Consider the following 13,988-nt stretch of genomic DNA (forward strand, 5'->3'; position numbering starts at 1 on the left):
TTTTGCCAAACCCTACGTTGTATATAAAAACGATAAATGGCTAGGGTGCTAGCGTCTCGCGATTACGCGTCAAAGCTCAATCGTATGTTGGCTGATACAGGTAATGCTTGGCAGCTGAGTACGTATCCCTTATCTAACTCTTCTTGCTCAAGGCTATAGTTAACGGCCATTTCGACCTCACCTTCAATCACCCTGCATTTACAAGTGGCACACACACCGCCTTTACAGGCATAGGGTAAGTCAGCACCCGCACGTAATGCCGCATCTAAGATGCTGTCATCTTGTTTTGACACTTCAACGATCAGTTCACGTCCGTCCAAAATGATATTGACGCGTTCTTCGCTACGTTTTTCGATTTGCTGGGCGGTTGGTTTGTTGACAGTCCCCGTATGGAAACGCTCGGTATGGATGTTGTTGCGATCGATACCAAGGTTTGGCAATACGGTCTCAATGGCCTCCATCATTTCTTCTGGGCCACAGGCAAAGCAGTGGTCAACATCAGCACTGATAAGTCGGGCGTCAAACAACTGTTGTAGTTTGTTCGCATCGATACGGCCATTAAAGATCTCGCTGTCACTCATCTCACGTGAGAAAATATTAACCAGTTGTAGGCGCGTTTTAAAACGGTCTTTAAGGTCCATGATTTGCTCAGAGAACATGGTTTGTTTCCATGACCGATTGCCGTATATCAAGGTAAAATTGGCATCTGGTTGGGTACTTAACACCGTTTTGACGATAGATAAAATTGGGGTAATACCACTACCAGCAGCAAAGCTTAGATAGTTTTGACCACCAGCTTTAGCAGCTTTTTGAAAGAAAACTCCTTGGGGTGGCATAACTTCTAGAGTATGGCCTACTTTTAGATGTTCGTTTGCCCAAGTAGAAAATTGTCCTTGATCAATCTTCTTGATGGCAATGCTCATGTCTTCTTGCACATCACTACAGATTGAGTAGCAACGACGGATTTCGCCATTATCTGTCATGTGACGGATGGTCAAATGTTGACCTGGTTGGTATTTAAAGGCTGCCGCATCTTCCGAAGCAAGGTCAAATGCAATGCAAATCGCTTGCTCAGTTTGTGGCTGGATAGACTTGATAGTTAGTGGCAAAAATTGACTCATGCGAAAATCCTTCTTTCATTTTGCTTAGTTAGTGAGCTGACTGTCACGTGCGATCTCGCGACTACCCCTATCTTAGATGCATTTAAAATAATCAAACGGTTCAAGGCAATCGAGGCACTTATACAACGCCTTGCACGCAGTTGAACCAAATTCGCTAATCAGTTGGGTTTTTTGACTGCGGCAATGCGGACAGGTCACACCATCGGTTAGCGCCACGTGGGTACCACAGCTGTGTGAATCGCCTTGCGGCGGTGCAATGCCATATTCTTGCAGCTTTTGCTTACCTGCCTCACTCATCCAGTCGGTCGTCCAAGCTTCAGACAAGTCAATCACCACCTTTACAGGGCTCAGCCCACGTTCGGTAAACGTGTTGGTAATATCATCTTTTAGCATATCAGTTGCTGGGCAGCCGCTATAGGTTGGTGTTAAACGCACCACGATTTCGTTATCTGCGTTGATATCAACGCCCCGAATCATGCCTAAGTCAAGCACGGTCAAAACAGGTATTTCTGGATCATGAACCTGATTAAGGGCTTGCCAGCAGGCATCTGTGACTTGTGGAATTAACCGCATACTTTGACTCCCTGTCTTGTATGTTTACCAATTCATATTTGGGTAAGCACGTTGCATGTACTGTAATTCTGCCAAAATATAACCCAAGTGTTCGGTATGAGCGCCTTGTTTCGCACCACGGCGGTATGCGCCAATCTCAGGCAACGTTAAGTTCAAACGTGCCAATCCACTTTCAATCTGCTCTAACCATTCAGCTTTTAGAAGATCAAGTTTCGGTAAGACACCACTATCAACCAAGGCTTGTTCGTCAGTGGTGAGTTCAAACAATTCAGCAGTAAAGCGCCATAGGTTGTTCAGAGCTTGTTGCGTTTTGTAGTGTGCCTCATCGGTGCCTAGACTTAGGCGTTCCATCCATGCATGTGAGAAACGTACGTGATATTTTGCTTCTTTCAATGACTTTACACCAAAGGCTGCAATATCTACGTGGCTGCTTTGGCTTAACGCGTCAAGTAACAATACATGGTAATTATCCATCAACCATTGACGCACCATCGTTTGGGCAAAATCTCCATTGGGCTGTTCACATAGCAATAGGTTGCGATATTCACGTTCGGTACGTAAAAAAGCCATGTTATCTTCATCACGGCCCAAGCCTTCGATTTGTCCGGCCAGACTCAGCACCGTACGTGATTGGCCTAATAAGTCTAAACCGATATTTGACAAAGCAATATCAAGCTCAAGTTCAGGGGCATGTCCACACCACTCAGACAAGCGGTGCGATAGGATCAATTGGCTATCACCAACATGAAGTAAAAATTGTGTTAATGCTTGGTTATTCATCGATTATCTCCTACCTTAAATATGCTCAATACCGTCTGGAATTTGATAGAAGGTAGGATGACGATATACCTTGTCGAATGATGGCTCAAAAAACTCTGGTTTATCCTCAGGTTGCGATGAGGTAATCAGCTCTGACTTCACTATCCAAATGCTCACACCTTCATTACGACGAGTGTAGACATCACGTGCGTTTTGCAGAGCAATTTCATCATCTGGCGCGCGCAAGCTACCAACATGACGATGACTTAAACCTTGTTTGCTACGGATAAAAACTTCGTAAAGTGACCAGTTGTTTTTGCTTTCCATGGCTAATTTTCCTTTAAAAAATATTAAGCGGCTTTTTGAGTATTGGCGTGTTGTTTCTGTGCATAGACAGCAGCAGAGTCACGAACCCATTTACCCTCTTCCCAAGCTTTACGTCGGGCTTCGATACGCTCATGGTTACACGGGCCTTTACCAGCAATCACGGCAAAGAGTTCGTCCCAGTTGATTTCACCGAATTCATAGTTGCCCGTTTCTTCGTTAAACGTCAAATCTTTGTCAGGAATGGTTAAACCAAGTTGTAACACCTGTGAAACGGTGTTATTCACAAATTTTTGGCGCAACTCATCGTTACTAAATAGTTTGATTTTCCAATCCATGCTAAGAGCACTATTGGGTGAATTATCATCATTTGGACCGAACATCATTAGCACTGGCCACCAGAAGCGATCGACTGCATCTTGTGCCATGGCTTTTTGTTCAGGTGTACCATTCGCCAATACCATCATGGCTTCGAAGCCTTGGCGTTGGTGGAAACTTTCTTCTTTACAGATACGAACCATGGCGCGAGCATATGGACCATATGACGTCCGGCAAAGCGCCACTTGGTTAACGATAGCGGCGCCGTCAACCAACCAGCCGATAGCAGCGATGTCAGCCCACGTTAGAGTTGGGTAGTTAAATATTGATGAGTATTTCATGCGGCCAGCAACGAGTTTGTCCATCATATCGTCACGATCTGCGCCTAAGGTTTCAGCGGCGCTGTATAGATACAATCCATGACCTGCTTCATCTTGGACTTTGGCCAACAATACGGCTTTACGTTTGAGTGTTGGTGCACGCGTAATCCAATTACCCTCAGGTAACATACCAACCACTTCTGAATGTGCATGCTGACCAATCTGGCGAATGAGCGTTTTACGATAAGCATCTGGCATCCAATCTTTTGGCTCAATTGAAATGTCCTTTTCAATCTTGTTGTCAAATAATTCTACTTGCATGTTCATGTGATACCTCGTCCTTAACAGGTGTTAGTGTTATCTAATCTAAAGCGATACTGTTTTAAAATCAATACCTATTTTTATGTATCGTTTTATTTTTTAGCTGTTTTATTAATAAGATATTGTTTTATATAGATATTTATAATAATAAATTTTTAAAAAAATATTAATAATTATAAACATACTTGACTTTTCAGCGATTTAAATACAGATTATGACACGTTAAGTTTTTATTTTTATCTATAATGTATCGTAAAAGGAGTTGTTATATGTCAGACATTAAAACGTTAAGCTCACTCGTCCTCGGTAAAGCCTACGTTGCACAAAGCGATTTTCGCACTGTGCATCATGCGGTTACCGGCGAACCAATTTATCAAGTCAGTAGCGCTGGTATCGATACCAAAAAAGTAGTTGAATACGCTAAAGAATATGGCTCAGCGCTTGCAAACTGGACATTCCACCAACGCGCTAATGCACTGAAATTGGTCGCACAATATCTACTTCAACGTAAAGAAGATTTTTATGCATTGGCCACGGCAACTGGTGCGACACGCAAAGATGCCTGGGTCGATGTTGAAGGAGGTATCGGTACCTTATTTGCATATTCGAGCCTCGTGCGCCGTGAGCTCAGCGATGAGACTGCCTTAGTTGAAGATGCTTGGATTCCTCTATCAAAAAATGGTACGTTTGGCGCTCAGCATATCTTGAGCCCGAAAACGGGCGTGGCCATTCATATTGATGCGTTTAACTTCCCTATCTGGGGCATGTTAGAAAAAGTCGCACCGACTCTATTAGCTGGTGTCCCTTGTATCGTCAAGCCTGCAACCGAAGGCGCTGAGCTGACTCATGCCGTGGTAGCCGCGATTCATGAAAGCGGTCTATTGCCAGAGGGTTCATTGCAGCTGATATGTGGACAAACCTATGACTTGTTTGACCATCTAAATCCCCAAGACACCATTACCTTCACAGGTTCTGCAGTAACGGGTCAAAAACTACGAGCCCATCCACATTTGAACGCCCATTCAATTCCTTTCACCATGGAAGCCGATTCGGTGAACAGTGCCATTTTAAGCCCAGCTGCCAACGATGAAACTATCGATTTGTTTGTACGCGAAGTCTTCCGCGAAATTACTATCAAAGCTGGACAAAAATGTACTGCGATTCGTCGCGCGTTTGTTCCTGCCGCCTTGCTAGAAACAGCGCAAACTCGCCTAGTTGAAAAACTACAAAAAGTCGTGGTCGGTGACCCAAACCGTGAAAACGTGACCATGGGTACATTAGCTAGCGTGAAGCAAAAACTTGACGTCGCAGAAAAAGTCGAGCAACTGAGCCAAGAAGCCGAAGTGGTATTCGGTAGTCACTTACGTGAAGATTTCACTTTACAAGTAGACGACGCAGAAAAATCAGCCTGTTACCCACCAACCGTGTTGGTCTGTAATAACCCAAGCCAAGCCGAAAATATCCATCGCATCGAAGCATTTGGTCCAGTTGTCACCCTAATGCCATACGGCGACCTAGATGAACTTGGTGCACTTGTAGCACGTGGTGAAGGTAGCTTAGTTGCCTCTATCGTGCGCAATGCAGACGAAAACATCGAAGCCTTATTGAAAAAAATTGCCCCTTGGCATGGCCGTGTACATATCCTAGATAGCGAAAGTGCTCGTGAAAGTACGGGTCATGGTTCACCTCTCCCATTACTTGTACACGGTGGCCCAGGCCGTGCCGGTGGTGGTGAAGAACTTGGTGGTCTGCGAGCCGTTAAACACTACATGCAACGTACTGCCATCCAAGGCTCGCCCAATGCCTTGACCCAAGTCGGTCACAGCTGGACAGCTGGTGCACAAGTGTTCGAAGATCGTGTCCATCCGTTCAAAAAATCATTCGATGAACTTCGTATTGGAGAGCGTCTATTGACCGCACGTCGTACAGTGACTGAGGCAGATATCGTTAACTTTGGCTGCTTAAGTGGTGACCACTTTTACGCTCATATGGACAAAATTGCGGCGGCAGATTCGTTCTTTGGTGAGCGTGTCGCCCATGGTTACTTTATCGTATCAGCGGCCGCTGGCTTGTTTGTTGACGCATCACCTGGTCCAGTCATCGCTAACTACGGTATGGAAAACCTACGCTTCGTTGAGCCTGTCAAGATTGGTGACACCATTCAAGTTGAATTAACTTGTAAACAAAAGACGCCAAAGGCACAACGCGACCCAGCGGAAAAAGCTCATGGCGTTGTAGTATGGGACATCAAAGTTAAGAACCAATGCAACGACTTGGTCGCAACTTACGACATCTTGACCTTAGTTGAGCGTAAGGCTTGATACATATATGGATCTGCAAAAAAGGAGTCGTCATGACTCCTTTTTTGCAACTAAAGCAAACTTTATTAATAAAACATATTGACGTCAGGTTGTAGAATAGCTAAATTATAAAACCAAGTGATACATAATTTTATTTTTAATAAATAAAAAGTATCATTAATTTATATTAGATAATGTTTGGCTAGGATAGCTAAGCTGTCGAGTCGTTTCTAGGACAATATATAGACAAGGAGTCACTAATGACAACCACCACCGCAATGGCTGAAAACGCCTCGCTTGCTATACATCAGGATAAAAAAGTACTCACTGCCACCCTAGTTGGTACTGCGATTGAATGGTATGATTTTTTCATCTATGCACAAGCCGCAAGTCTCATATTTGCTCCCCTGTTTTTCGCTGAAGTCAGCAAATCAAACCCTATGCTCGCCCAAATCATCGCTTTTGCGACCGTTGGTATCTCATTTCTATTTCGCCCATTAGGCGCAATCGTATGTGGTCGCTTGGGTGACAAGTACGGTCGCAAGATGGTATTGGTAACGACCCTGATTTTGATGGGTGCGTCAACGACCTTAATAGGCTTCTTGCCGACTTATGCGCAGATTGGTGTATTAGCACCCTTGGCTTTGGTATTTTTACGTATTATCCAAGGCTTTTCTGCAGGTGGTGAATGGGGCGGTGCGGCATTGTTATCTGTCGAGCATGCACCCCTTGATAAACGCTCATTATTTGGGGCTTACCCACAGATTGGCGTACCCATCGGTATGATTCTAGCGACTGGTGTCCTGCTACTTTTAAATTTAATTTTGGGTAAAGAAGCCTACCTCGAGTGGGGTTGGCGCATTCCATTTATATTATCGATTGCATTGATCATCGTGGGCACCTTTATCCGTCGTTCGGTTAAAGAATCACCAGTGTTTGAAGCCATGCATCGCCGTAAAGCAGAAGCCTCTGCACCATTATCATTGTTATTCAAAAATCACACGCCAACAGTTCTTAAAGCGGCTTTAATCTTTATGGGAGTGAATGCAGGTGGTTATATTCTCATCGCTTTTATGGTGGGTTATGGTCAAAAAGCCTTAGGACTTAGCCCTACTTTGACCATGCTAATCGTAGTGGCGGCTGCTTTTTCTTGGTTAGTATCAACCCTTTGGGGCGGCATATTAGGTGATAAGATTGGTCGTCTAAGGATTTTTAAATTAGGCTATATTTTATTGTCGTTATGGTCGATTCCAATGTGGTTTTTGATTGATACCAAATCTCCATTTTTATTCATGCTAGCACTAGTGGTTTGGGCTATTCCCCTAGGTTTTACTTATGGTCCATTATCAGCCCTATTTGCTGAAATGTTCCCTGCAAAAGTACGTTTTTCAGGGGTGTCCATCAGCTATGCATTAGGTTCCATTATTGGTGGTGCGTTCGCTCCGATGATTGCGCAATGGATTATGGCAACTTATCAACAGTCATGGATGATTGGGTTGTATATTACTATCGTCTCATTAATTTCACTATTCACACTTTACACGATTAAAAAAGACCCACAAGGCGTTGATCTATCTCTCTAAATAAATTTAGAGAGATAGTGGAAAATGTCACCATGTAAATGGTATAAAAATTTTATCAGCATACGAAAAAAAATCAGCCCCACCTTACCTTTAACGGTTAAAAAGCTGACTAACTATCGAAATACCGAAGTGTCGTGATTGAAAAATACCAAACGCAAGCCCTCAATCAGCAGGTTTAGGCCTAAAACGAACAAACTGACTTGAGGGCGAAGGTTTGACTTTAGCTTGCGTTTTAAGGATTTATCCTTAGTAGCTTAAAGAATAGTCACCGATAAATCATCTGCAACAGTCTTTACACTGATAGTTCTGCTTGCTATAGCTTTTAAGCTGTTTTTCCTTAAACTACAACTGTGACATTGAGTGCAAATGATATCTATTAGTGTCTTTATAATCTCAAATATATTATCTTGCTTTGTCTATCTCCCTCTTTCATTTCCTCAACATACTTTCTGATACACAACCTTAATTCAAGCTATAACCTATTAGAAGGCACATATACCAATGTAGTGGCATCCAAAATGTCAGGTCACATTCCCATATGCTATGGATTTATTTTACTGTGATGAGTCGAAAAATCTATACATGCTATTCTTTGTATAGCATAGAAGGCTGAGGCATGAAATTCACTTTTCCTAGGCCTTGTTATCAATACTGCGGTTTGGTCAATGAGAATTTCGGCAGCATTAATTATGATAAACAACAACTACTTTCAAGATATCATTGAAAGTGTTTCTTGAGTTAAGCCTCTACCTCTACTATAGCTAGCTATATATAATCGTTTTGAAGCAGTCGATTAACTAACGATATCTTTTGACTTGATAAAGTTTAACATTAGTGATTAAAAACGATTCTATTATGGCTAGATTAACCATCGTTGCCAATATCATGGCCAAACCAAATCGAAACGGTTAAAACAGAATTGATAAAACTTACTGGTGTTACTCGCGCTAAAGAAGGGTGTATCAATTACAACTTACATCAAGATAATGAAAATTCTGCTCATTTTATGTTCTACGAAAATTGGGCGTCACGTGAACTTTGGCAGGCTCATATGAGTAATAAACATTTTGACGATTACTCAAAAGCCACTGAAGGTGCAATAGAAAAATTCACTTTGAATGAAATGATCGTTATTGAGTAACTAACATTAAACTAAAAGTATTAATAACGATTAGTGAATAAATAGTATTAGGTGCTAAACGTCATACACTCAATATTATGCTTGAGTACCTACGTACACCAATAAATACAGGAGATTCAAATGAAATATGTAAAGTCACTACTGGCTATAAGTGCTGCATTGATATTAGGCACAGCTCATGCCAACAATATTGAAGTCGTTGCGCAAATAGATGATACTCGCCCTGGTAATATCACGGTCACTCAACAAGGACGAACATTTTTGTCCATGCAGCCCCTAGACAACCCTGAATACCGTGTGGTTGAATTGATGAGTGATGGCTCAACTAAACCTTTTCCAAACGTAGACTGGGCTGACGGTCCAGATAAAGGAGATGTTGGATTTGCTTCAGTTATTGGTATCGAAAGCACTCCAGATGGAGTGGTTTGGATTCTAGATATGGGTAGCAAAAATTCGCCTGCTCAAATCGTAGCTTGGGATACCTTAAATAACAGACTCTTTAAACGCATTGAGATCGATAGTGATGCTACTGTAGACAACTCGTTCTTACAAGATTTTGTTATCGATACTAAGCGCAATAAAATATACATAGCTGATACTAGTCTCGGTAATTTGTCAGGAGCACCTGCGCCTGCCTTTGTAGTTGTTGACTTAGACACAGGTAACTCTCGCCGTATTCTTCAAGCAAATAAAGCACTTTTAGCACCTGAGCATGACCTTATTATTGATGGGTCATTAATGGCAACTAAGCGTGAAAATGGTAATTCTGATGCAATTTACCTAAGTTTAAACCCAATCACTATGGATGCCCAAAATGAATGGGTATATTTCGGTACAGTGAATGGTAGTGTAATTTACCGCTTGCCTGCCTCATCACTTGCCAATGATAATTTGACGGATAGCCAACTGAGTAAAACCATAGAGTTTTATGGTGAAAAACGTCCTAGTGACGGGATGATTATGGCGGATAATGGAGATATCTACGTTGGAGATATTGAAAAAAATGCCATCAGTATCGTGACTAAAGATGGCTTTAAGACCTTTGCTCAAGATGACAATCTACTATCATGGGCTGATGGGTTTTCAATTCAAAATGGCTACTTATACATCACTCAAAACTCACTACATCTCAACCCTGCGTTAAATCAAGGTGAAGAGGGCTCTGTGAAGCCATACCATATCTTACGTATAAAGTTGAATCAATAATTGAGGGTACTTCTAACTTCAACGGTTAATCAATACCTTTTTATTTAAGCAGATGCATGCTTAAATACTGAAGCTCAGCTATGCTGAAGGGATGATAGAAGCAAACTTGATAAACTAATGAACTTTGATAGAAATAAAAAAGGTTGCCGACACTATATATAATATAGCGCTAGCAACCTTTTTTTATTTAGTACTTTACTTAGATAATTTACCTAATATTAGGAATTTTCATATCTAATCTCTAACCTAGAAAGAAGTACGGCGATAGTTACGATATTCAGGTAACCAAAAGTTCGCTTTTAATCGGCGTTGTAAGTTCTCCGATGTGATAGGTAGTGCTAGCTTATCTTGTGCCGCTTGTAATGCCACTGCATACGCTATTTTTTCACTGATCTCTCTGATAACCTTGATCGGCGGTAAGATGGCACCAGGTGCTTTTTCGTATTCCATTGATATATCTGCAAGGGCTTGGCTTGCTGCCGTTAGCATATTATCGCTGATACCTGTCGCACGTGCTGCTAAAACACCCAGACCAATACCAGGGAAAATATAGCTGTTATTACACTGAGAAACCTCAAAAGACTGACCGTTATAAGTGGTATGAGGAAACGGACTACCCGTCGCAACAATGGCCTTACCTTTACTCCAATTCATGACTTCTTGCGGTGTTGCCTCCACACGGGACGTTGGATTTGAAAGTGGTAGTACAATTGGGTGCTCAGTATTAGCACATAGCGATTCGATCACTTCTTGGGTGAACAGACCTTTTTGTCCGCTAACACCAAATAATACGGTGATTTTTGCTTGTTTAACCACTTGCGCTAAACCAAGCTTCTTACTTTTATCCCAGCTTGCAATAGCTGATTCTTTTTGTACTAACGGTTCTTGGAATTTTTGCAGTTCTGTCATGCCATCTGTTAGCAAGCCATAGCGATCGACCATGAATACTTGACTACGAGCTTGCTCTTCAGTCAATCCTTCACGCTGCATTTGGCGAATGATATGCTCAGCAATACCGCAACCCGCAGATCCTGCGCCTAAAAATGCGATATTCTGTTGGCTAAGTTTTTGACCTTTATTTAGACACGCTGCAATCAAAGTACCAACTGATACCGCAGCAGTTCCTTGAATATCATCATTAAAGCAGCATAGCTGATCACGATATTTATTCAATAACGGGGTCGCGTTTTCCTGAGCAAAATCTTCAAACTGCAATAACACTTCTGGCCAACGGCGCTTAACGGCTTGAATAAATAAGTCCACAAATTCATTATATTCATCGCCAGAGATGCGAGGATTTCTCCAGCCCATATACATAGGATCGTCAAGTAGCTGTTGGTTATTGGTGCCGACATCCAGCAAAATAGGTAGACAGTAAGCTGGGCTAATACCACCACAAGCCGTGTATAAAGACAATTTACCGATTGGAATGCCCATACCACCAATACCCTGATCTCCTAGGCCCAATATACGTTCACCGTCAGTAACAACGATCACTTTAACGTTTTGTTTAGTGGCATTTTGTAGCATGTCGTCGATTTTGTGACGCTCAGGATATGAGATAAACAAACCACGTTTACGACGATAAATTTGCGAGAATTTTTCACACGCCTGACCAACGGTTGGGGTATAAATGAGCGGCATGACTTCTTCGATATGCTGCTCAATGAGATGATGAAATAAGGTTTCATTGGTATCTTGGATGTTACGTAAGTAAATATGCTTATCCATCGCGTCAGTGAATGAGCTAAGTTGATGATAAGCACGTAATGATTGCTCCTCAATCGTTTCAATATTATGAGGTAATAGCCCTGTTAAATTAAAGCTACTACGTTCTTCTGATGAAAAAGCACTACCTTTATTCAATAAAGGTGTCTCTAAAAGAGCGGGTCCAGCAACAGGAATATATAAAGGACGCTTGTTTGACATAATGTAATCTTCTTATTAAAGGCATATGAGTGAAAGCCATACTGAGTGAAAGCTATGCTAGTGCTGCATTATACATAGCATCGACTGGTATTTAACAATAGATAACAAAATCATTTTGAATAAATGTGCTTCTGAACTCGAGGCTGCTGATACATTTACCGAGAAATAATAAAAAAGCACTACCAATCGGCAGTGCTTCTGAGGATGTATTGAACAATTTATAATGGACAAACACTGAACTATTTAGCTACTTAGCTACTGATAAATAATCAGCCCACGGCCAGTTTTAAATATCAGTTATAGAGTTCAGTTATAAACAACACGAGCAATTGCGTTTGGTTTTCGACATTTTACCAATACCCGGATTAAAGGTATTGGTTGGGTCCAAGCTTTTATAAAAGTTCTGCAAATCAGGTTCTGCTTCGTATAGATGTCCGACATTATGCTCAGCAGGATATTTGGCTCCGCGTGCGCTCAGTAGCTCTAACATCATTTTTTTAACAAGATGTGCATCACTACCCTTCTTCAGAATATAGTCTTGATGAAATACATAACAAAAGAAGTGTCCATAATAGAGTTTCTTTTCCAAATGCTGTTCAATGTCTTCAGGTAACGTTTCAAGCCATTCTAATTCGTTACGTGGTATAGCAATATCCAATGCCAATATATCGCCGACTTCTTTTTCATGTATGACTTCATATCTTAGTGCGGCACCTGCAGCGGCAAAGCGATGTAAAAAGGCGCTTTCTGATTCTTCTTGACTACATTCAAAATAGTTACCCGTATTTGAAGCGTCGAAAAATACCTTCAGAAAATCCTGTGCTTCTGCTATGCCAGCATCACTCATTTTTAAGATGAGATGATGCTCATATTGGTCGCGGTACTCTAGCATTCGCTTCGGTAAATGCTTTGGAAATATATTGGCGACGAATTGCATGACTTTGTCAGTGAAATGCTTTGGCATCCATGACCATTTATGGAATTTTGCATCCATAGCGCCTTTGATAGAAAACAATCTAGGTAAGGCATTGGTACCAAGATGCTTAATACTCAGGAACGTGTCCTTACCATACTTAGCAGATACATCAAATATATCACGATGCATATACTCACCCACTTCAGGGATATTATCGAAGTTTGATAATATCTGTCTTCTGAGCTGTGCAAGCTCACTCACACTATTGGTACCTATGTAGAAGGTTTTCTCTTTTACAGCCGTTGGATAGGTATCAAGACGTACTGCAAACACAGCAAGCTTGCCAGCGCAGCCACTGGCTTCATAAAGTCTTCGCCTATCCGCATTAAAACGACTTGGCGTACTTGCATCAACATCTTTTACTCTGGCGATATATTCTTTGTCAGATGCCATCTTACCAGTGTCAGGTAATGCTCTTTTATCAAAATTACCTGTTTGCAGATTAGTAAGTATTTCTTCTGGAGTGTCGCCTAACTCTACATCTAGGTGATTAACCAGCACTAGCTGACCGTGCTTGTCTATTTGGGCAAACAATGCCAGCTCGGTATAAGCAGGACCTCTTTTAACCAGTGCCCCACCTGAATTATTAGAGACACCGCCAATAATAGATGCACCTAACGTCGATGAACCGATGACCGAGTGAGGTGCTCTATTTACGGCTTTAAGCTGACTTTGCAACTGATGCAACGTGGCGCCAGGTAAGCTAATCACTTGCTCGTTGTCATTCACCAAATACAACTGGTTCATTGCAAGGGTGTTAATCACAACCACTGGTCTATCGTAGTCATTACCGCTCGGCGTTGAGCCTTCAGTCAGCCCTGTTTTTGCCGCTTGCATGATAATAATGCAGTCGCCTTCCACACATATTTCTAGACTACGCCAAATCTCCAGCAACGTTTGCGGAAACAGAACAGCCAAAGCATTGCCGCCGCCAGAGCGCCACCCCATTCTATAGTGTTCGTTTTTTTCTGGATCAGCCTGTACATTACTGGCTCCCAGTAAATGGGTTAGCTTGTCTAACACTTGCTCAGGATGAAGTGTGTCTTGGTCTTGATGCGCTATGTTTGATGAAGCTCTATTTAATGACGGCATATGACGCTCTTTATTTAGTGATTGT

11 protein-coding genes are annotated in these 13,988 nt (G+C 41.9%); 4 read left to right on the forward strand and 7 right to left on the reverse strand.

What is annotated here, in order from left to right; genetic code table 11:
• Positions 1-62 precede the first annotated feature (62 nt).
• The 5 genes from paaE to paaA form a co-directional block, all read right to left on the reverse strand.
• On the reverse strand, positions 63-1,121 hold the full coding sequence (gene paaE / locus ACHEVO_RS03510) for a 1,2-phenylacetyl-CoA epoxidase subunit PaaE (protein WP_201569027.1): 1,059 nt from the start codon (positions 1,119-1,121) through the stop codon (positions 63-65).
• A gap of 72 nt (positions 1,122-1,193) precedes the next feature.
• Complete coding sequence (gene paaD / locus ACHEVO_RS03515) at positions 1,194-1,694, reverse strand: 1,2-phenylacetyl-CoA epoxidase subunit PaaD (protein WP_394123933.1); 501 nt, start codon at positions 1,692-1,694, stop codon at positions 1,194-1,196.
• Between the two features lie 24 nt (positions 1,695-1,718).
• Positions 1,719-2,474, reverse strand: a complete 756-nt coding sequence (gene paaC, locus ACHEVO_RS03520; protein WP_394123934.1) for a 1,2-phenylacetyl-CoA epoxidase subunit PaaC — start codon at positions 2,472-2,474, stop codon at positions 1,719-1,721.
• Positions 2,475-2,489: 15 nt separating this feature from the next.
• Positions 2,490-2,780, reverse strand: a complete 291-nt coding sequence (gene paaB, locus ACHEVO_RS03525) for a 1,2-phenylacetyl-CoA epoxidase subunit PaaB (RefSeq protein WP_394123935.1) — start codon at positions 2,778-2,780, stop codon at positions 2,490-2,492.
• A 23-nt stretch (positions 2,781-2,803) separates the two neighbouring features.
• Complete coding sequence (paaA, locus tag ACHEVO_RS03530; RefSeq protein WP_298810679.1) at positions 2,804-3,742, reverse strand: 1,2-phenylacetyl-CoA epoxidase subunit PaaA; 939 nt, start codon at positions 3,740-3,742, stop codon at positions 2,804-2,806.
• A 263-nt stretch (positions 3,743-4,005) separates the two neighbouring features.
• Here paaA and paaZ point away from each other — a divergent pair, with 263 nt between their 5' ends.
• The 4 genes from paaZ to ACHEVO_RS03550 all read left to right on the forward strand — a co-directional run bounded on the left by paaZ (position 4,006) and on the right by ACHEVO_RS03550 (position 9,966).
• Entirely contained in the window at positions 4,006-6,057 is a 2,052-nt protein-coding gene (gene paaZ / locus ACHEVO_RS03535; RefSeq protein ID WP_394123936.1) for a phenylacetic acid degradation bifunctional protein PaaZ, read from the forward strand.
• Between the two features lie 239 nt (positions 6,058-6,296).
• Positions 6,297-7,619 (forward strand): MFS transporter, encoded by a 1,323-nt coding sequence (locus ACHEVO_RS03540; RefSeq protein WP_394123937.1) that lies wholly within the window; start codon positions 6,297-6,299, stop codon positions 7,617-7,619.
• 874 nt (positions 7,620-8,493) lie between these two features.
• Complete coding sequence (locus ACHEVO_RS03545; protein ID WP_394123938.1) at positions 8,494-8,760, forward strand: putative quinol monooxygenase; 267 nt, start codon at positions 8,494-8,496, stop codon at positions 8,758-8,760.
• A 120-nt stretch (positions 8,761-8,880) separates the two neighbouring features.
• Positions 8,881-9,966 carry an L-dopachrome tautomerase-related protein gene (locus ACHEVO_RS03550; protein ID WP_394123939.1) on the forward strand — a complete coding sequence of 362 codons (1,086 nt, stop codon included), beginning with the start codon at positions 8,881-8,883 and terminating at the stop codon, positions 9,964-9,966.
• 246 nt (positions 9,967-10,212) lie between these two features.
• Here the strand turns inward: ACHEVO_RS03550 and ACHEVO_RS03555 are convergent, their stop codons facing one another.
• Together ACHEVO_RS03555 and dld are read right to left on the reverse strand one after the other, a co-directional pair.
• A complete protein-coding gene (locus tag ACHEVO_RS03555) occupies positions 10,213-11,895 on the reverse strand; it encodes an NAD-dependent malic enzyme (protein ID WP_101205849.1) in 1,683 nt (560 codons plus the stop codon).
• 310 nt (positions 11,896-12,205) lie between these two features.
• Positions 12,206-13,963: a D-lactate dehydrogenase gene (gene dld, locus ACHEVO_RS03560; protein WP_394124380.1), complete on the reverse strand. Its 1,758-nt coding sequence runs from the start codon at positions 13,961-13,963 to the stop codon at positions 12,206-12,208.
• Positions 13,964-13,988: the final 25 nt, after the last annotated feature.

The organism is Psychrobacter nivimaris (assembly GCF_043419765.1).
In the GTDB taxonomy this organism is placed as follows: domain Bacteria; phylum Pseudomonadota; class Gammaproteobacteria; order Pseudomonadales; family Moraxellaceae; genus Psychrobacter.

Bases quoted from the DNA above. Each gene is read 5' to 3' on its own strand.
- ACHEVO_RS03550 (WP_394123939.1), top strand. From the start codon at position 8,881: ATGAAATATGTAAAGTCACTACTGGCTATAAGTGCTGCATTGATATTA.
- paaE (WP_201569027.1), bottom strand. From the start codon at position 1,121: ATGAGTCAATTTTTGCCACTAACTATCAAGTCTATCCAGCCACAAACT.
- ACHEVO_RS03540 (WP_394123937.1), top strand. From the start codon at position 6,297: ATGACAACCACCACCGCAATGGCTGAAAACGCCTCGCTTGCTATACAT.
- paaZ (WP_394123936.1), top strand. From the start codon at position 4,006: ATGTCAGACATTAAAACGTTAAGCTCACTCGTCCTCGGTAAAGCCTAC.
- paaB (WP_394123935.1), bottom strand. From the start codon at position 2,780: ATGGAAAGCAAAAACAACTGGTCACTTTACGAAGTTTTTATCCGTAGC.
- paaA (WP_298810679.1), bottom strand. From the start codon at position 3,742: ATGAACATGCAAGTAGAATTATTTGACAACAAGATTGAAAAGGACATT.
- paaC (WP_394123934.1), bottom strand. From the start codon at position 2,474: ATGAATAACCAAGCATTAACACAATTTTTACTTCATGTTGGTGATAGC.
- ACHEVO_RS03555 (WP_101205849.1), bottom strand. From the start codon at position 11,895: ATGTCAAACAAGCGTCCTTTATATATTCCTGTTGCTGGACCCGCTCTT.
- paaD (WP_394123933.1), bottom strand. From the start codon at position 1,694: ATGCGGTTAATTCCACAAGTCACAGATGCCTGCTGGCAAGCCCTTAAT.
- dld (WP_394124380.1), bottom strand. From the start codon at position 13,963: ATGCCGTCATTAAATAGAGCTTCATCAAACATAGCGCATCAAGACCAA.